Here is an 18,323-nt window from a genome sequence, read left to right on the forward strand (position 1 = left end):
GGCTCCCAGTAGACGACTGGGTTGATAGGCCGGATATGGAAGCCCTGTGAGGGGTGGAGTTGACCGGTACTAATAGGCCGAGGGCTTGTCCTCAGACGCTCGCGTTCACTGTGTGGTTCCCGGGTAACGAACAGTTATCACCGGCGAACAAGAAAACACTTATCAACTGAAAAGTGTGTTTCGCTGAATACCCGATAGGGTTTCGGTGGTCATAGCGTGAGGGAAACGCCCGGTTACATTCCGAACCCGGAAGCTAAGCCTCACAGCGCCGATGGTACTGCAGGGGGGACCCTGTGGGAGAGTAGGACGCCGCCGAACAATTATTCAAGGCCGCGGCCCCAGCGACTCGCTGGGGCCGCGGCCTTTTTGTGTTTTGCGAACGTGAAGAAGGCCGGCAGAACCGGGACTTCCGCCCAGACGCGGAGGGACCCGGCATGTCGGACAATGGAGAAGGTACGCGGGCCAGCAGGCCGGCGTCGAAACCGCGTGGCGGCAGCGGAGTTGATCGCTCGGCCCGCGGTGAAGCTGAAGCAGCAGAAGGAGTCACCACGATGTCGAACCAGCCCCAGGACCGTCCCGAGCGCCGATCGGACGACGGCCGAGGCTACGAGCCCCGGTCCCGCGGGGGCTGGTCCAACGACCGTGGTGGCCACCGTCGTGACGACCGTGATGACCGTCCGCGTCGTGACGACCGCCCGGCCGGTGGCGGCTACGGCCGTGACCGCGACGACCGCGGCGGCGACCGCGGTGGCTTCCGTCGTGACGACCGTCCGTCCGGTGGTTTCAACCGCGACCGCGACGACCGTGGCGGCGAGCGCGGCGGCTACGGCCGTGACCGCGACGACCGCGGCGGCGACCGTGGCGGCTTCCGCCGTGACGACCGTCCGTCCGGTGGTTTCAACCGCGACCGCGGCGACCGCCCCTCCGGTGGTGGCTTCCGCCGTGACGACCGCCCCTCGGGTGGCTTCAACCGTGACCGCGACGACCGTGGCGGCGAGCGCGGCGGTTTCCGTCGTGACGACCGTCCGTCGGGTGGCGGCTTCCGTCGTGACGACCGCCCGAGTGGCTTCCGTCGCGATGACCGTGATGACCGTCCGCGTCGTGACGACCGTCCGGCCGGTGGCGGCTACGGCCGTGACCGCGACGACCGCGGCGGCGACCGCGGTGGCGACCGCGGTGGCTTCCGCCGCGACGACCGCCCGTCCGGTGGTTTCAACCGCGACCGCGGCGACCGCCCCTCCGGCGGCGGCTACGGCCGTGACCGCGACGACCGTGGCGGCTTCCGCCGCGACGACCGTCCGGCCGGCGGTGGCTTTCGCCGCGACGACCGCCCCTCCGGTGGCGGCTTCCGCCGTGACGACCGCCCCTCGGGTGGCTTCAACCGTGACCGCGACGACCGTGGCGGCGAGCGCGGCGGTTTCCGCCGTGACGACCGCCCGGCCGGCGGTGGTTTCCGTCGTGACGACCGTCCGGCCGGTGGCGGCTTCAACCGTGACCGCGACGACCGCGGCGGCGACCGCGGTGGCTTCCGCCGCGACGACCGCCCGTCCGGTGGTTTCAACCGCGACCGCGGCGACCGCCCCTCCGGCGGTGGTTTCCGTCGCGATGACCGCCCCTCCGGTGGCGGCTTCCGTCGTGACGACCGCCCGAGTGGCTTCCGTCGCGATGACCGTGATGACCGTCCGCGTCGTGACGACCGTCCGGCCGGTGGCGGCTACGGCCGTGACCGCGACGACCGCGGCGGCGACCGTGGCGGCTTCCGTCGTGACGACCGTCCGTCCGGTGGTTTCAACCGCGACCGCGGCGACCGCCCCTCCGGTGGCGGCTACGGCCGTGACCGCGACGACCGTGGCGGCTTCCGCCGCGACGACCGTGGTGGCGAGCGCGGCGGGTTCCGCCGGGACGACCGCCCCTCCGGTGGCGGCTACCGCCGGGACCGTGACGACCGTGGCGGCGACCGCCGGGACGACCGCGGCCGTCGGGACTACGACGACCGCCGGGGCAACTACGAGCCCGTCAAGCGCCTGCCGATCCCGGAGGACGTCACCGGCTTCGAGCTGGACGCGGACGTGCGCCAGGAGCTCAAGAGCCTGCCCAAGACCCTCGCGGACGACGTCGCCCGCAACCTGGTGATGGTGGCCCGACTGCTCGACAGCGAGCCGGAGGAGGCCTACCAGTTCTCGCGCGTCGCGCTCCGTCTGGCCTCCCGCGTGGCGGCCGTCCGTGAGGCGGCCGGCTTCGCCTCCTACATGACGCAGCGTTACTCCGAGGCGCTGACCGAGTTCCGCGCCGCCCGTCGGATGACCGGCCGGGCCGACCTGTGGCCGGTGATGGCGGACTGCGAGCGCGGTCTGGGCCGTCCGGAGCGGGCGCTGGCGATGGCCGGCGAGCCCGAGGTGAAGCAGCTGGACAAGGCCGGCCAGGTCGAGATGCGCCTGGTCGCGGCCGGTGCCCGCAGCGACATGGAGCAGTACGACGCCGCCGTGGTGACGCTGCAGAGCCCGGAGCTGGCCTCCAGCGCCGTGCACCCGTGGACCGCGCGCCTGCGCTACGCGTACGCCGAGGCCCTGATCGCGGCCGGTCGCGCCGACGAGGCCCGTGACTGGTTCGCCAAGGCCGCCGAGGCCGACACCGAGGGCAGCACCAACGCCTCGGAGCGGCTGGCCGAGATCGACGGCGTGGAGTTCACCGACACGCTCGACCCGGAGCTGGACGAGGACGAGACCGAGTCGACGGACGCCCCGGCGAAGAAGCGCGGTGGCGGCGACAACGCCGACGACCGCGTGATCTTCGAGGACGAGGAGGACGTCGAGGAGTTCTACGACGAGGACGACCTCGAGATCGACGAGGACTTCGACGGCGTCGTCCCCGAGCGCGCCCAGCAGGCCCGGGACACCAAGGCCGAGGACACCGAGTCCGAGGACACCGAGTCCGAGGTCGCCGAGGCCGAGGAGACGAAGGCCGCCGAGGCCGACGCCGACAAGAGCTGAGCGGACTCCCGCGCAACGCCGTGAGGCCCCGCCGTTCCCCGAGAAATCCGGGAACGGCGGGGCCTCACGGCGTTCCGGCCCGAGGTCGGGCGGGGTGGTGGTGTCAGCCCAGCGCGAGGTTGCGCAGCACCAGCCCGGTGGCCGGTTTCGGACCGAAGGAGGTGGACTTGCGCGGCATGGTGACGCCCTGTTCGGCCAGCCGTCGGACCACGGACTCGCGGACCGGGTGCAGCAGGACGGCGGTGCCGCCGGTGCGCGCGGCCTCCTGCTCGGCGGCCACGGCGGTGTGCAGGTAGCCGATGTCATCCGGGCCGTCGGGGACGTGCCAGGTGTGGTCCAGCAGGGTGGCGTGCAGGACGGTGGCGTCCAGATGGCGCCACTCCTCGGGGCGGCCGTGCGGCACGGTGGCGTCGAGCAGGGACTCCTCGGGCTCTCCGAGGAGCCAGTAGACGCCGTCGCCGCCGGTCACCACGAAGCCGTTGCCGCCGTGCCGCTTCTGGTCGGCCAGGGCCTGGAGGGCGGCGGTCAGCGGCCCGGGGACCTCCTTGACCTTCCACTGGTCGCCGAGCCGCTCCAGCGCCTCGGCCACCGGCAGCCGGTACAGCACGCGGTGGATGGCGCGGACCCGCAGCGGGTAGCGGGCGGTGTCCACCAGGAGCACCATGCCGCGGTCCCAGGGGCTGCGCGGCAGGTGGCGGTGCTCGCGCTGGAGACGCAGGTACATCTCCCAGCGGTGGTGTCCGTCGGCGATCAGCGCCCGGCAGGTGGCGAGGTCGCGGCTGATCTCGGCGAGCTCGGCGGGGTCGGTGACCGCCCACAGCCGGTGGTGGGTGCCGTCGCTGGTGGCGGTGGAGAGCAGCGGCTCGCCCTCGACGGTCCGCTCGATCACGCCGGAGGCGCCGCCGTCGCCCCGGTAGGTGAGCAGCAGCGGTTCCAGGTTGGCCCGGGTGGTGCGCATCAGGCCGACCCGGTCGGCGACCGGCCGCGGCATCACGTCCTCGTGCGGGAGCACCACGCCGCCCTCCCGGCCGCTCACCGCGAGCGCGCCGATCAGGCCGCGCTGGAGCAGCTCGGGGGAGTCGTCGGTGGCCGGCACCCGCTGCTCGTAGACGTAGAGCGCGGGCTCCGGGTCGGCGGCCAGGACGCCCTCGCGTTGCCAGTCGGCCAGCAGCCGGGCGGCGTGCCGGTAGCGGGTGTCGCGGTCGGGGCGGTCTCCGGCGTCCTCGGGCTCGGGCCTGGGCAGGATCAGCCGGACCACGTTGTGCGGGTCGGCCGTCTCCAGGTCGAGCCGGCGGCCCGGGTCGACGACGTCGTACGGCGGGGACATCACCGCGGCCAGCGCGCCGACCCGGTCGGGGACGTAGCGCAGGCCGCGGAAGGGGAACAGGGACAGGCCGGCCGTGGCGACGTGCCCGGGGTTGCCGGGGCCGCCCTCGGGAGTCTCGACTCCGTCTTCTGCACTGGGTGTGCTCATTCTGGGCATCGTAACCGGGTACGCGTTGTTGAGAGATCGGAATGCCCGTGCCGTCTTCGTGGGCCGGGTGTGCGACCGAGGGCGAGGTACGGCATGGACGACGGGCAGGAACGGGTGGAGGACGGCGGCCCGGCCGGGTCGGGCGGGCCCGTCGGCGACACCCACGGGAACGCTCCGACCGACGGTGCTCCGGGCCCTGGCGCGGACGACGACGGCCTGGCGGGCGGGGATCCGCCGGGCGGCGGAGTGCCGCGGCAGAGCCGCTCCGGGGAGCCCACCGGAGACGTGTACGACTGGTTCCGCCGGGGCGCCCGGCTGCTGGCACAGGGGCACCCGGCGGCCGCCGAGCAGCTGCTCAGCCGGGCGGCGGCGGCGGAGCCGCACTCGCGCAGCATCCGGGAGGCGCTGGCGCGCGCCCAGTTCGACGCGGGTGCGTACGCGGCGGCGCTGGAGAACTTCCGGGCCGTGGCGCTCGCCGACCCGGCCGACGACTACGCTCAGTTCGGGTGGGGTGTCGCGGCGGCCCGACTGGGAGACTTCGAGACCTCCGCCGAACACCTGGCGCTGGCCGTGGCGATGCGGCCGGAGAGCGACCACTACCGGCAGGCGCTGCGGCAGACCCGGGCGACCCTGGCGGCCCGCGCCGGGGCGTACGGTCCGCTGCTGCCGGGAGCACCCGGATACCTGGCGCCCCCGGCGGGCGGCGGGGAGCCGGCCGACGGGACGGCGGACGACGGTGGTGCCGGCCACGGTGCCGACGGCGGGCCCTGACCGCTCGGGGCGGCCCCGCGGACTCCCCGACAGGCCCCTGACGGGGGACGTGCCGCACAAGGGCGTGCGGGACGGACGGCGCGGTGAACGACGGCGCAGTGAACGACGGCGCAGTGAACGACGACGCAGTGAATGAGGTAGCGCAGCCATGACCGAGACGGCCAACCCCGTGCGACGGACCGCCCCCGGCGGCAGCGAGCGGCCGCTGACCGACGCCTACGACACCGCGCTGCTGGACCTGGACGGCGTGGTCTACGCGGGAGCCCACGCGATCGAGCACGCGGCGGACGCGCTGGACGCCGCCCGGGCGGCCGGGATGCGGCTCGCGTACGTGACCAACAACGCCTCCCGCCCGCCGCGGGTGGTGGCCGAGCACCTGACCGAGCTGGGTATTCCGGCCGAGCCGACCGACGTGATCAACTCGGCCCAGGCCGCCGCCCGGCTGGTCGCCGAGAAGGTGCCGGCCGGGTCGAAGGTGCTGGTCGTCGGCGGCCTGGGGCTGGAGGAGGCGCTGGCCGAGCTGGGGCTGGTCGCCGTCCGCTCGCTGGCCGACGGGCCGCTCGCGGTGGTCCAGGGCTTCGACCCGTCGGTGGGGTGGAAGGACCTCGCGGAGGCCTCGTACGCGGTGCAGAGCGGGCTGCCGTGGGTGGCGTCCAACCTGGACCTGACGGTGCCGAGGGCCCGCGGCATCGCGCCCGGCAACGGCACCCTGGTGGCGGCGGTGCGGGCGGCGACCGGGGTGGAGCCGGAGGTGGCGGGCAAGCCGCTGCCGCCGATGCACCGGGAGACCGTGCTGCGCACCGGCGCGCAGCGGCCGCTGGTGGTCGGGGACCGGCTGGACACCGACATCGAGGGCGCGTTCAACGGCGGGGTGGACAGCCTGCTGGTGTTCACCGGGGTGACCACCCCGGAGCTGCTGCTGGCGGCCCCGGTCGAGCACCGGCCGACCTACCTGGCGGCGGACCTGCGCGGACTCCTCGTCCCGCACCCGGCGGTGGCGGCCGTGGACGGCGGCTTCGGGTGCGGCGGATGGGTCGCGGGCGTCGGCTCCGGCGTGCTGCGGCTGTCCGGGACCGGTGACCGCTGGGACGGCCTGCGGGCGCTGTGCGCGGCGGCGTGGACGGTGCTGGACGCCGGCGGCGCGCCGGTGGACGGCCGCAAGGCGCTGGCCGACCTGGGGTTCTGAGCACCGGTCCAGGGCCGTCGGGGGCCGCTCCAGTGGCGCGGCCCCGCCGTCCTCGGCGGCGCGGCCCCGGCGGCCGGGCTCAGAGCAGGGTGCGCAGCCGCAGCAGGTCGCGGAAGCCCGCCTCCAGCTTGACCCGGCCGCTTGCCCACGCGGAGGCGAAGTTGAGCCCGCCGCCGACCAGCGCGACCAGGTCGTCGCTGCTCATGGTGAGCCGGATCTCCGCCTTCTCGGCCGGGGCGCCCGGGGACGCCACCACGTCCTGGATCCGGCCGTCCCGCAGCTGCCCGGTGAAGGTCAGGTCGAGGTCGGTGATCCGGCAGCTCAGCGAGCGGTCGAGGGCGGCGGCCTTGCGGACGTCGCCGGTGGACTTCGCCATGTTCCGGCTGAGCTGCTCCAGTGCCTCCTGGCACTCCTCGGCGTTCGCCACGGGGCGGGCTCCCTCCCCCGGTCGCTACGGTGCTGACTGCGGGCCACGGTACCTCAGGAGGGTTTTGGCGGTAGCGTCGTCAGTGGGGTGCCCGGAAACGCCCGGGTACTGAGGGCGACGCAGCGACGCGCGTAGGCGATTGGGAGGCACCCGGATGCTGCCGAGGACGGTTCGGGGAGTGGTGGAGACCGCCGCCGGGGTGGTGGAGGAGGTCGGCAGGCGGGTCGTCGGGACGGCGAGTTCGGTCCTGGAGAAGGCCGGGGTCGACCTGGCCGGGGTCGAGCGTCGGCTGGGCGGCCAGTTCCCGCCGTCGGTGGAGACCCTCCAGACCCTCGCCGGGGAGGCGGTCACCGCCGGGCGCGCCGGGGTGGACCTGGCGGTCGGCGTGGCGCGCACCGAGGCGGAGAAGGTCTTCGAGAAGGTCGGCGACCAGGTGACCAAGGTCGGCGTGGTGCTGGCGTACCTGGAGACCAAGCTGCGCGAGGTCGAGGAGGAGGCCCCGGCGGCCGCGTCCGGGCCGGGGCCGGACGAGCCCGAGGAGCCGGTGCCGGCGCCGCGGGCCGCCGACCTGTTCGGGCGCGGCTGGGAGTTCGAGGAGGAGCGGTCGGCTGCCGGGACGCCGGGCGAGCCGATAGTCGCCGAGCGGGTGGAGGTGGACGAGCCGGTCGAGTTCGATCCGCCGGTGCCGCCCGTCCCTCCGGCGGCCGGAGCCGCCCGGGCCCCGCAGGAACAGCCCGCGGCGCCGGAGGACGACGCCGCCGGGAAGAGCGCGGAGCCGAAGAGTACGGCGAGGAAGAGCACGGAGCCGAAGAGCACGGCGAAGAAGTCCGAGCCCGGGCAGACCGCGGCGAAGAAGTCCGCGGCCAGGAAGGCCCCGGCGAAGAGGACGCCGACGACGAAGGGGAGCACGGCCGAGAAGGCCGCCGCGAAGAAGACGACCACGGTCAGGAAGACCGCCGCCGCGCAGGCCGAGGCCCAGCCGGGGACGCCCGTGAAGCGGGCGGCGAGCAGGAAGACCACCGTCCGCAAGGCCACCAGCGCGAAGAAGTCCGATGCCCGTGACGAATGAACCGCCCCTGCCCGGCTGCCCGCCCGAGCCCGTCCGGGGCGCCGAGCCGCCGGGCGCCGTGCCGCCGGAGGCGGAGCCGCTGGGCTTCGAGCCGGTCCCCACCGGCCACCCCGGGGTGGACGCCGGCCTGGCCCGGCTGGAGGCTCTGGACGGGGCCCCGGCGGAGGCACACGTCGCGGTGTACGAAGATGTTCACCAGCGGCTCGTCGACACACTGGCCGCGCTCGACCAGGAATGACCCGCAGGATCCGTAGGAGCTGAAACACCAGTGGCAGTGGCACGACGCCGACTCGACGCGGAACTGGTCCGCCGCAAGCTGGCCCGGTCGCGTGAGCACGCGTCCGAGCTGATCGCGGCCGGCCGGGTGACCGTCGGCGGCACCACCGCGACCAAGCCGGCCACCCAGGTGGAGACCTCGGCGGCGGTCGTGGTGGCCAAGGACGAGAACGACCCCGACTACGTCTCGCGCGGCGGTCACAAGCTCGCCGGCGCGTTCGCGGCCTTCGTGCCGCAGGGCCTGGTGGTCGAGGGCCGCCGGGCGCTGGACGCGGGCGCCTCCACCGGCGGGTTCACCGACGTGCTGCTGCGGGCCGGGGCCGCGCACGTGCTGGCGGTGGACGTCGGCTACGGGCAGCTCGCCTGGTCGCTGCAGAGCGACGAGCGGGTCACCGTGATGGACCGCACCAATGTGCGCGAGCTGACCCCGGAGCTGATCGGCGGCACCCGGGTGGACCTGGTGGTGGGCGACCTGTCGTTCATCTCGCTGGGCCTGGTGCTCCCGGCCCTCGCCTCCTGCGCGGCCGAGGACGCGGACCTGGTGCTGATGGTCAAGCCCCAGTTCGAGATCGGCAAGGAGCGCCTGGGCAGCGGCGGGGTGGTGCGCAGCCCGCAGCTGCGCGCCGAGATGGTGTGCCAGGTCGCCGGGCAGGCGTGGGAGCTCGGACTGGGCGTGCGCGCGGTCACCGCGAGCCCCCTGCCAGGGCCGTCCGGCAACGTCGAGTACTTCCTCTGGTTGCGCCGGGACGCTCCGCGGCTGGACCCCGCGGAGGCGGACCGGGCCGTGGCGGAGGGCCCCCGGTAGGGTGCCTTGCGAGCGTCCGGCCCGTCATGTCGTATGGCGTGGCCGCACCGGGGCCAAGGGCGACCCGGCAGGCGTTAGGGAGAGGGCAGCGGCATGAGCGATGAAGCACGTACGGTCTTCCTGATCGCGCACACCGGCCGGGAGGCGGCGCTGCGCAGCGTCGAGGCCTTGGTGCACGGGCTGCTGAAGGCCGGGCTCCGGATCAGACTGCTGGAGGCCGAGGCGGTCGACCTGGACCTGCCGGAGGGCGTCGAGAAGGTGGCCGAGGGCCCCGGGGCGGCGGACGGCTGCGAGTTGATCCTGGTGGCCGGCGGGGACGGGACGCTGCTGCGCGGGGCGGAGCTGGCGCGGTCGCACGGGCTGCCGATGCTCGGGATCAACCTGGGCCGGGTGGGCTTCCTCGCCGAGGCCGAGCGGGACGACCTGGCCGTGGTGGTCGAGCGGGTGGTGGACGCCGACTACGAGGTCGAGGAGCGGATGACGATCGACGTCATCGTCCGCACCAACGGCGATGTGGTGCACGAGGACTGGGCGCTGAACGAGGCCTCGATCGAGAAGGCGGCGCGGGAGCGGATGCTGGAGGTGGTGACCGAGGTGGACGGCCGCCCGGTCTCCAACTTCGGCTGTGACGGCGTGGTGTGCGCGACGCCGACCGGGTCCACCGCGTACGCGTTCTCCGGCGGCGGGCCGGTGGTGTGGCCGGAGGTGGAGGCGCTGCTGATGGTGCCGATCTCCGCGCACGCGCTGTTCGCCCGCCCGCTGGTGACCTCGCCGGAGTCGGTGCTGGCGGTCGAGGTGCAGCCGAAGACCCCGCACGGCGTGCTCTGGTGCGACGGGCGGCGCTCGGTCGAACTGCCCGCCGGGGCGCGGGTGGAGGTCCGCCGGGGCCGGACCCCGGTGCGGCTGGCCAGGCTGCACCGGGCGCCGTTCACCGACCGGCTGGTCGCCAAGTTCGCGCTGCCGGTGACGGGTTGGCGCGGCCGGGCCGACCACCACTAGCGGTGTCCGGCCGCCACCGCCGGCCGGCGGCCGGCCTCCCTCGACCGGTACGGGCGCGAACGCCCGTACCGGTCGAGGGCGTTCGGGCGGCCGTGTTCGACCGCTGGGTGCTGACGAGCTGTCAGACTGCCAGCGGCTGGGCCTCGTCGGCCGGTTCGAGCCTGCCGCCGGCCGCCGCCCGGGCGGCCACCGCGGCGAGGCGTTCGACGGCGGCGGGAACGATCGCGGCGGGCACGGTGAGCGGGATGCGGATGTGGTGCTCGAAGGCGCCGTCCGAGCCGAAGCGGTTGCCCGAGGCGATCCGGACCCCGCCGCGCTCCCCGGCCCGGGCCAGCGCGGCGCCGGACAGGCCGCCGGTGGAGGCCCACAGCGCGAGTCCGCCGGGCGGCATCGTGAAGGTCCAGGCGGGCAGCCGTTCGGGCAGGGCGGCGGCGAAGGCGTGCGCGCTGGCCCGCAGCCGGGCCAGCTGGTGCTCGCGGACCTCGGGCAGCGGTTCGCCCAGCAGCTCGGCGGCGATCAGCTGGTCCAGCACCGGGGTGCCGACGTCGCTGTGGACCCGCTCGTTGGCCAGCCGGCGCACCAGCGCGGGCGCGGCCCTGACCCAGCCGATCCGCAGGCCGCCCCAGAGCAGCTTGCCCGCCGAGCCGACGGTGACCACCTGGGCGGAGCGGTCCAGGGCCGCCGTCGGGCGCGGCAGCGGCGTGGCCGGCGGGACGCCCCAGCCGAGTTCGGCGGTGGTCTCGTCGGCCAGCACGACGCTCCCGGCGGCCCGGGCGGCGGCCAGCAGCTCGCGGCGCCGCTCCTCGTCGACCAGCGCGCCGGTCGGGTTGTGGAAGTCCGGGATCACGTAGGCGACCCGCGGCCCGGCGCCGCGCAGCACCCGCCGCCACTCGTCGAGGTCCCAGGTGGGCCGCGGCGTCCAGGTGTACGGCACCGGGACCAGCCGGGCACCGGTCAGCCGCAGTGCCGACAGGGTGTGGGCGTAGCTGGGCGCCTCCACGGCGACCCGGTCGCCGCGGCCGATCAGCGCCCGCTGGACGAGGTGCAGGCCGCCCATCGCCCCGGTGGTGATCAGGATCTGGTCGGGTGTGGTGGGCAGGCCGCGGTCGGTGAAGCGGCGGGCGACGGCCTCGCGCAGCACCGGGACGCCGGTGGGGTAGTGGCCGTGCCCGGAGGCGTAGTACGGCAGCTGTTCGACGGCCCGGGCGGCGGCCCGGCCGAACCAGGGCTGCGGGGCGGGCGGGGCGGCGACGCCGAGGTCCAGGATGCGGTCCTGCTCGTGCGGCGGGACGGGGTGCAGGGCCTCGCCGGGCGGCGGGGCGCCCTCGGGCAGGGCGGTCCAGCTGCCCGCGCCGCGCCGGCTGTGCAGGTAGCCGTCGCCGCGCAGGGTCTCGTACGCGGTGGCGACGGTGGTGCGGCTCATCGCGAGGGCGGTGGCCAGCTCGCGTTCGGCGGGCAGCCGGGCGCCGACCGGCAGTCTGCCCTCGGTGACCAGCAGCCGGATCTGTCCGGCCAGGGTGCGGTAGGCGGGTCGGCGGGCGGCGGCCGGCTCGGGGAGCCGGGCGGTGGAGAGCAGCCGGGCCAGCGCGGGCGGCGTGACGGTGGTGTGCCAGTCGGCCATGGCGAATCAGTCCACTCGCTCGGGATTGGCCCTGGAGGGGGCCGTTTTGGCCTGGCCATCATGGCAGGGCGGCCGTACCGGCCGCCACCGCCGGGCCGTCCCGGTGGTGCAGCACCACCGCAGGAGCACCATTGGCCACCCCGTCCACCGCGGCCCCGTCCACCCCCGCCGTCCGGTCCACGACCACCTCCGCCACGACCGCCGTGGGCCCGGTGCCCGCCGCCACCCGCCCGGCCGGGCTCGCCGTCCGGGTGTTCGGCGACACCCATGCCCTGGGCCGCCGGATCCCCCAGCTGTTCGTCGGCCTCGCCCTGTACGGCGTGAGCATGGCGCTGATGCTCCGGGCCGGCCTCGGCCTCGACCCCTGGGACGTCCTGCACCAGGGCCTGCAGCGCACCGTCGGCCTCTCGGTCGGCGCCTGGGTGACCGTCTGCGGCGCCCTCGTCCTGCTGCTGTGGATCCCGATGCGCCAGCGCCCGGGCCTGGGCACCGTCGCCAACGTGCTGGTGATCGGCGTGACCATGGACCTCACTCTGCGGGTGATCGGCGGCCCCGGCGCCCTGCCCGCCCGGATCGCCCTGACGGCCGCGGCGATCGCGCTGAACGGCCTGGCCAGCGGCCTCTACATCGGCGCCCGGCTCGGCCCCGGCCCGCGCGACGGCCTGATGACCGGGCTGCACCGGCGCACCGGCCGCTCGCTGCGGCTGATCCGCACCGGCATCGAGGTGACGGTGCTCACCGTCGGGCTGCTGCTCGGCGGCACCGCCGGGGTCGGCACCGTCGCGTACGCGCTGGCCATCGGCCCGCTGGTCCAGCTCATCCTGCCCTGGTGCACCGTGCCGGCACCCGCGGAGGACTCCCGGAAGGGATGAACTTCGGGGCACGGAGTTGCCGCGCGCCGTTGTCGCTCGTCGCGCGCCGGGGGTGGAACCTCGTATGGTCGTCTCCGTGTTGGACGAGATGCGGATACGGGATCTTGGGGTCATCGACGACGCGGTGGTCGAACTCGCCCCCGGCTTCACCGCCGTGACCGGTGAGACCGGCGCAGGAAAGACCATGGTGGTGACCAGCCTCGGCCTGCTGCTCGGCGGCCGCGCCGACCCGGGCCTGGTGCGCAACGGCACCGGACGCGCCGTCGTGGAGGGCCGGCTGGAGCTTCCCGCCGACTCCCCGGCGGCGGCCCGCGCGATCGAGGCCGGGGCCGAACTGGACGACGGCGCGCTGCTGATCAGCCGGACCGTCTCCGCCGAGGGCCGCTCCCGGGCGCACGTCGGCGGCCGGTCCGTCCCGGTGGGGCTGCTCGCCGAACTCGGCGAGGACCTGATCGCGGTGCACGGCCAGACCGACCAGCAGCGCCTGCTGCGCCCGGCCCGCCAGCGCGGCGCCCTGGACCGGTACGCGGGCGCCTCGGTGGCCGAGCCGCTGGCCCGCTACCGGGAGACCTACCGCGCCCTGCGGGAGGTCTCCGCGACCCTGGAGGAGCTGACCACCCGGGCCCGCGAGCGCGCCCAGGAGGCCGACCTGCTGCGGTTCGGCCTGGACGAGGTCGCCGCCGCCGAGCCGGTGGCCGGCGAGGACGTGGAGCTGGCCGCCGAGGCCGAGCGGCTCGGCCACGCCGACGCGCTGTCCTCCGCCGCGACCCTCGCCCACGCCGCCCTGGCCGGCGACCCGGTCGACCCGGAGGCGCTGGACGCGGGCACCCTGCTCGCCCAGTCCCGCCGGGCCCTGGACGCCGTGCGCCACCACGACGAGCGGCTGGCCGCCCTGGCCGACCGCCTCAACGAGGTCGGCTACCTGCTCGCCGACGTGGCCGGCGACCTGGCCGGCTACGCGGACGACCTGGACGCCGACCCGGTGCGCCTGGCCGCCGTCGAGGACCGCCGGGCCGTGCTGGCCCAGCTGCTGCGCAAGTACGGCGGCGAGGAGAACACCCTCGCCGAGGTGCTCGCCTGGGCCGAGGCCGGGGCGGCGCGGCTCGCCGAGCTGGACGGCGACGACGACCGGATCGACGAGCTCGGCGCCCGGGAGACCGAGCTGCGGGCCGAGCTGGCCGAGCTGGCCGCCGAGGTCTCGCAGGCCCGGCACGACGCGGCCGGCCGGTTCGCCGAGGCGGTCTCCGCCGAGCTCGCCGAGCTGGCCATGCCGCACGCCCGGGTGACCTTCTCGATCAGCCAGGTCGACGACCTGGCCGGGATCGAGGTCGGCGGGCGCACCGTCGCCTACGGCCCGCACGGCGTGGACGAGGTCGAGGTGCTGCTCGCCCCGCACCCCGGCGCCCAGCCGCGCCCGATCGCCAAGGGCGCCTCAGGCGGTGAGCTGTCGCGCGTGATGCTCGCCGTCGAGGTGGTCTTCGCGGGCGCCGACCCCGTCCCCACCTACCTGTTCGACGAGGTGGACGCGGGCGTCGGCGGCAAGGCGGCGGTCGAGATCGGCCGCCGGCTGGCCAAGCTGGCCGAGTCGGCCCAGGTCGTGGTGGTCACCCACCTCCCGCAGGTGGCCGCGTTCGCCGACCGGCACCTGGTGGTGGAGAAGACCAACGACGGCACCGTGACCCGTAGCGGTGTCAAGGTGCTGAACGACGAGGAGCGGGTGCGCGAACTCTCCCGGATGCTGGCCGGTCTGGAGGACTCGGAGCTGGGCCGCGCCCACGCCGAGGAACTGCTGGCCGCCGCCCGGGCCCCGCGCCGCCGCTAGCCGGAGCCGGCGGCCCCCTGCGGACACCGGCGACGCGCCCCGTGGCGCCGACTGTCCAAGAGGGCCGCCGACCTGGCATGGTGGCGGCTGGACACTGGCTTCCCAGCCCCGAGCGCCGCCCGGCGGGCAATCCTCGCGAAGCGGCGCGCGAACCTGATCGAGTCGGATGCGAGACGACGTGGACCATTCCGCCGCCCGGGCCACCGCGGCCGTCCCCGAACCGGGGCAGCTGCACGTGGTACTCGTCCTGGCCGCCAGCACCGGCGGCATCGGTGCGCACGTGCGCTCCCTGGCCCAGGGCCTGGTCGCGCACGGAGTGAACGTCACGGTCTGCGCGCCGGCCGGTACGGACGCGCTGTTCGGTTTCTCCCGTACGGGGGCCAGGTTCCACACCGTCGACATCACCCCCACCGCCGGCGCCCGCAGCGACGCCACCGCGATCGGCGAGCTGCGACGGGCCTTCACCGGCGCCGACGTGGTGCACGCCCACGGGCTGCGCGCCGGGCTGCTCTCCGACCTGGCGCTGCGCACCGCGGGCCGCTTCCCGGGCCTGCGCCCGGAGACCCCGCTGGTGGTCACCTCGCACCACGCGCTGCTGGCCACCGGCATGGAGCGCCGGCTGCAGCGGCTGATGGAGCGCCGGGTTGCGCGCGCCGCCGACCTGGTGCTCGGCGCCTCCTCCGACCTGGTCGCCCGGGCCCGCGAGCTGGGCGCCACCGACGCCCGGCTGGGCCCGGTGGCCGCCCCGCCGATGCCCGAGGGCCGGCTCGGCCGCCCCGAGGCGCGCGCCGCGCTGCTCGGCGACGGCCCGGACCGCCCGCTGGTGCTGGCGGTCGGCCGGCTCGTCCCGCAGAAGGCCTTCGGGCTGCTGCTGGACGCCACCCGGGAGCTGTCCTCGCTGACCCCGGAGCCGCTCGTCCTGCTCGCCGGGGACGGCCCCGAGGCGGGCGCGCTGCGCGAGCGGGTGGCCGCGGAGAAGCTGCCGGTGCGGCTGCTCGGCTACCGCACCGACGTGCCCGACCTGCTGGCCGCCGCCGACGTGGTGGCGGTCTCCAGCCGCTGGGAGGCCCGCTCGCTGGTGGTGCAGGAGGCGGTGCGGGCCGGCGTGCCGGTGGTCGCCACCGCCGTCGGCGGCATCCCCGAACTGGTCGGCGACGCCGCCGTGCTGGTGCCCTCCGGCGATCCGGCGGCGCTCGGCCGCGCGGTGCGCGACCTGCTGGCCGACCCGGCCCGCCGCGAGCGGCTGGTGGCGGCCGGCCGGCAGCAGGCCGAGACCTGGCCGGACGAGTCCGCCACCGTCGCCCAGGTGCTCAGCACCTACGACGAGCTGGTGCAGCGCGGGTAGGGACGGCCCCCGGACGGTCAGACGGTGGCCCGCTCGACCCGGTCGGCGGCCGGCCCGTCCGGCTGGGCGGACAGGTACGCGGCGCCGCAGGCGGTCAGCCGCAGGGCGGTGTCGATCAGCGGCACGTGGCTGAAGGCCTGCGGGAAGTTGCCGACCTGCCGCTTGAGCCGCGGGTCCCACTCCTCGGCGAGCAGCCCGAGGTCGTTGCGCAGCGAGAGCAGCTTGTCGAACAGCTCGCGGGCCTCCTGGACCCGGCCGATCATGGCGAGGTCGTCGGCCAGCCAGAACGAGCAGGCCAGGAAGGCGCCCTCGTGGCCGGAGAGGCCGTCGACGTTGTTGCCGCTCTCGTCGTGGGTCGGGTAGCGCAGCACGAAGCCGTCCTCGGTGGACAGTTCGCGCTGGATCGCCTCGATGGTGCCGATCACCCGCTTGTCGTCCGGCGGCAGGAAGCCGACCTGGGGGATCAGCAGCAGCGAGGCGTCCAGCTCCCGGCCGCCGTAGTACTGGGTGAAGGTGTTGCGCTCCGGGTCGTAGCCCTTCTCGCAGACGTCGGCGTGGATCTGCGCGCGGAACTCGCGCCAGCGCTCCAGGTGGCCGCCGGCCGGGGCGTCCTCGGGGGTCTGCTCCAGCAGCTTGATGGTGCGGTCGACGGCGACCCAGGCCATCACCTTGGAGTGGACGAAGTGCCGGCGCGGGCCGCGGACCTCCCAGATGCCCTCGTCCGGCTCCTGCCAGTGCTCCTCCAGGTACTCGATCAGGCGCAGCTGGAGGTGGTGGGCGTGGTCGTTGCGGACCAGGCCGGTCATGTGGGCCAGGTGCAGCGCCTCGACGACCTCGCCGTAGACGTCGAGCTGGAGCTGGCCCGCGGCGCCGTTGCCGACCCGGACGGGCTGGGAGCCCTCGTAGCCGGGCAGCCAGTCCAGCGAGGACTCGGTGAGCTCGCGTTCGCCGGCGATGCCGTACATGATCTGGAGGTTCTCCGGGTCGCCGGCGACCGCCCGCAGCAGCCACTCGCGCCAGGCGCGGGCCTCTTCGCGGTAGCCGGTGCGCAGCAGCGAGGAGAGGGTGATGGCGGCGTCGCGAAGCCAGGTGTAGCGGTAGTCCCAGTTGCGTTCGCCGCCGATGTCCTCGGGCAGCGAGGTGGTGGGGGCGGCGACGATGCCGCCGGTGGGGGCGTAGGTGAGGCCCTTGAGGGTGATCAGGGAGCGGATCACGGCCTCCCGGTAGGGGCCCTGGTAGGTGCACTGGTCGGCCCACTCGTGCCAGAAATCGGCGGTGGCGTCCAGCATCTCCTCGGCGTCCGGGGGCCGGGGCGGGTCGAGGTGGGAGGCCTGCCAGGTGAGGGCGAAGGCGATCCGCTCGCCGGCGGTGACGGTGAAGTCGGCGTAGGTGGTGAGGTCGCGCCCGTAGGTCTCGGCCTCGCCGTCCAGCCAGACCGAGTCGGGGCCGGCGACGGCGACGGTGCGGTGGCCGCCGTCGGCCTGTTCGACGCGGTGCACCCAGGGCACGATCCGGCCGTAGGAGAAGCGCATCCGAACGGCCGAGCGCATCCGCACGGCGCCGGAGACGCCCTCGACGATCCGGATCACCTGGGGGACGGCGTCCTTGCCGGCCAGCGGGCGCGGCGGCATGAAGTCGATCACCCGGACGGTGCCGCCCCGGGTGTCCCACTCCTGCTCCAGGATCAGCGAGTCGCCCCGGTAGCGGCGGCGGTCCGCCGGCACGGCGGGGACGGCGGCGGTGGGCGGCGGGACCCGCAGGTCGGTGTCGGCGATGCGGGCCCGGCCGTCGGCGGGGCGCGTGGCGGCGGCCGGGGCGGAGGCCCCGGTCGGGCCGACCTCGGCCGGGCCGATCCGCCAGAAGCCGTGTTCATCGGTGCCGAGCAGGCCGGCGAACACGGCCGGCGAGTCGAAGCGGGGGAGGCAGAGCCAGTCCACCGCCCCGTCCCTGCTGACCAGGGCAGCGGTCTGCATGTCCCCGATGAGTGCGTAGTCCTCGATACGGCCGGCCACGTGGATCTCCAGTTCGCAATGTGGTCAGGGCATCGGCGAGCGGAGGGAGCGAGCGGGTTGCGGGGCCGGAGGTCCACCCCGGGACGTCCGGCCCGCCGGGGGTGGTGGCGGGCCCTGCTGGAGTGTCCGCGGGGCTCGGTCGAGCCCCTGGAGTGGGTGGGGATGAGCGGGAATACGGGGAGGTCCGGTCGCGCATCGGGGACCGGGAGTCGTCCTGACCCTCCCACGCCCTCCGCGTGCTCGTGCTGTCGGCGATGCGTCCGAGCAGCTTACGACGGACGAAAGGGGCGAAGCACGCGGGCGCAGCCCGGTGTGGCGCCGCAATTCGGCGGAAATGCCGTGCATCGCGAGGGCGTGGCGCAGGATGGTCCGGAAGGATCAGCTCCGCCTGGTCCGCCCGGAGGAGCCGGAATGGTCCGTACGGGCACCGCGCTCTGGCCCGGTCCGGTGGGTTGTGCGACCGGTGTGACACCTGCGGCGTGTGATGCGCCGGTGGTGCGCCCCGCGCGCGCTCCCGGCGCGGCGCGCGTGGCCCGAACGGCGACCGGGTCGACGCACTGATACCCTGGTATCCCGTGGACCGGCGGGATCAAACGCCCCGGACCAGCCGAACCGACGACCCAACGAGCGCCGCGCACCGAGCCGGCCTCCCGT

Annotated in this window: 14 protein-coding genes, 2 rRNA genes and 1 pseudogene; 13 read left to right on the top strand and 4 right to left on the bottom strand. The window is 75.2% G+C overall.

Features of this window, described 5'->3' with window-relative positions; translation table 11 throughout:
* From ACFY0X_RS28690 to ACFY0X_RS28705, 4 genes and pseudogenes are all read left to right on the top strand, one after another.
* Positions 1-93 (top strand): 23S ribosomal RNA (locus ACFY0X_RS28690); the annotation flags it as partial.
* Positions 94-201: 108 nt separating this feature from the next.
* Positions 202-318, top strand: a 5S ribosomal RNA gene (gene rrf, locus ACFY0X_RS28695).
* 662 nt (positions 319-980) lie between these two features.
* A pseudogene (locus ACFY0X_RS28700) lies at positions 981-1,913 on the top strand (hypothetical protein); the annotation flags it as partial.
* Between the two features lie 111 nt (positions 1,914-2,024).
* On the top strand, positions 2,025-2,990 hold the full coding sequence (locus ACFY0X_RS28705; protein WP_387758946.1) for a tetratricopeptide repeat protein: 966 nt from the start codon (positions 2,025-2,027) through the stop codon (positions 2,988-2,990).
* A 103-nt stretch (positions 2,991-3,093) separates the two neighbouring features.
* Here ACFY0X_RS28705 and ACFY0X_RS28710 read toward each other — a convergent pair whose 3' ends face one another.
* Positions 3,094-4,464, bottom strand: a complete 1,371-nt coding sequence (locus tag ACFY0X_RS28710) for a DUF1015 family protein (RefSeq protein WP_387758826.1) — start codon at positions 4,462-4,464, stop codon at positions 3,094-3,096.
* Between the two features lie 93 nt (positions 4,465-4,557).
* On the opposite strand from ACFY0X_RS28710, the gene ACFY0X_RS28715 reads away from it, so the two are divergent.
* Both ACFY0X_RS28715 and ACFY0X_RS28720 read left to right on the top strand, forming a co-directional pair.
* Positions 4,558-5,235: a tetratricopeptide repeat protein gene (locus tag ACFY0X_RS28715; RefSeq protein WP_387758827.1), complete on the top strand. Its 678-nt coding sequence runs from the start codon at positions 4,558-4,560 to the stop codon at positions 5,233-5,235.
* A 148-nt stretch (positions 5,236-5,383) separates the two neighbouring features.
* Complete coding sequence (locus tag ACFY0X_RS28720) at positions 5,384-6,421, top strand: HAD-IIA family hydrolase (RefSeq protein ID WP_387758829.1); 1,038 nt, start codon at positions 5,384-5,386, stop codon at positions 6,419-6,421.
* Between the two features lie 79 nt (positions 6,422-6,500).
* Here ACFY0X_RS28720 and ACFY0X_RS28725 read toward each other — a convergent pair whose 3' ends face one another.
* Positions 6,501-6,848 (bottom strand): alkyl sulfatase C-terminal domain-containing protein, encoded by a 348-nt coding sequence (locus tag ACFY0X_RS28725; RefSeq protein ID WP_387758830.1) that lies wholly within the window; start codon positions 6,846-6,848, stop codon positions 6,501-6,503.
* Positions 6,849-7,026: 178 nt separating this feature from the next.
* Between ACFY0X_RS28725 and ACFY0X_RS28730 the strand changes: the two genes are divergently transcribed.
* The 4 genes from ACFY0X_RS28730 to ACFY0X_RS28745 all read left to right on the top strand — a co-directional run bounded on the left by ACFY0X_RS28730 (position 7,027) and on the right by ACFY0X_RS28745 (position 9,997).
* Entirely contained in the window at positions 7,027-7,917 is an 891-nt protein-coding gene (locus ACFY0X_RS28730; RefSeq protein ID WP_387758832.1) for a hypothetical protein, read from the top strand.
* A complete protein-coding gene (locus ACFY0X_RS28735; RefSeq protein WP_387758834.1) occupies positions 7,907-8,155 on the top strand; it encodes a hypothetical protein in 249 nt (82 codons plus the stop codon). Before ACFY0X_RS28730 ends, ACFY0X_RS28735 begins: the two co-directional genes overlap by 11 nt.
* 36 nt (positions 8,156-8,191) lie before the next feature.
* Positions 8,192-8,998 (top strand): TlyA family RNA methyltransferase, encoded by an 807-nt coding sequence (locus ACFY0X_RS28740; RefSeq protein ID WP_387758948.1) that lies wholly within the window; start codon positions 8,192-8,194, stop codon positions 8,996-8,998.
* Positions 8,999-9,091: 93 nt separating this feature from the next.
* Positions 9,092-9,997 (top strand): NAD kinase, encoded by a 906-nt coding sequence (locus ACFY0X_RS28745; protein WP_387758836.1) that lies wholly within the window; start codon positions 9,092-9,094, stop codon positions 9,995-9,997.
* A 121-nt stretch (positions 9,998-10,118) separates the two neighbouring features.
* Here the strand turns inward: ACFY0X_RS28745 and ACFY0X_RS28750 are convergent, their stop codons facing one another.
* Positions 10,119-11,618, bottom strand: a complete 1,500-nt coding sequence (locus ACFY0X_RS28750; protein WP_387758837.1) for a PLP-dependent aminotransferase family protein — start codon at positions 11,616-11,618, stop codon at positions 10,119-10,121.
* A 131-nt stretch (positions 11,619-11,749) separates the two neighbouring features.
* Between ACFY0X_RS28750 and ACFY0X_RS28755 the strand changes: the two genes are divergently transcribed.
* The 3 genes from ACFY0X_RS28755 (at position 11,750) to ACFY0X_RS28765 (ending at position 15,657) form a co-directional block, all read left to right on the top strand.
* Positions 11,750-12,490 (top strand): YitT family protein, encoded by a 741-nt coding sequence (locus tag ACFY0X_RS28755; protein WP_387758839.1) that lies wholly within the window; start codon positions 11,750-11,752, stop codon positions 12,488-12,490.
* 64 nt (positions 12,491-12,554) lie between these two features.
* On the top strand, positions 12,555-14,312 hold the full coding sequence (gene recN / locus ACFY0X_RS28760) for a DNA repair protein RecN (RefSeq protein WP_387758841.1): 1,758 nt from the start codon (positions 12,555-12,557) through the stop codon (positions 14,310-14,312).
* A gap of 166 nt (positions 14,313-14,478) precedes the next feature.
* A complete protein-coding gene (locus tag ACFY0X_RS28765; RefSeq protein ID WP_387758843.1) occupies positions 14,479-15,657 on the top strand; it encodes a glycosyltransferase family 4 protein in 1,179 nt (392 codons plus the stop codon).
* 17 nt (positions 15,658-15,674) lie between these two features.
* On the opposite strand, the gene ACFY0X_RS28770 is transcribed toward ACFY0X_RS28765, so the two are convergent.
* On the bottom strand, positions 15,675-17,669 hold the full coding sequence (locus ACFY0X_RS28770; RefSeq protein ID WP_387758845.1) for a glycoside hydrolase family 15 protein: 1,995 nt from the start codon (positions 17,667-17,669) through the stop codon (positions 15,675-15,677).
* Positions 17,670-18,323 lie beyond the last annotated feature (654 nt).

It is taken from the genome of Kitasatospora sp. NPDC001547 (assembly GCF_042894165.1).
GTDB lineage: Bacteria > Actinomycetota > Actinomycetes > Streptomycetales > Streptomycetaceae > Kitasatospora.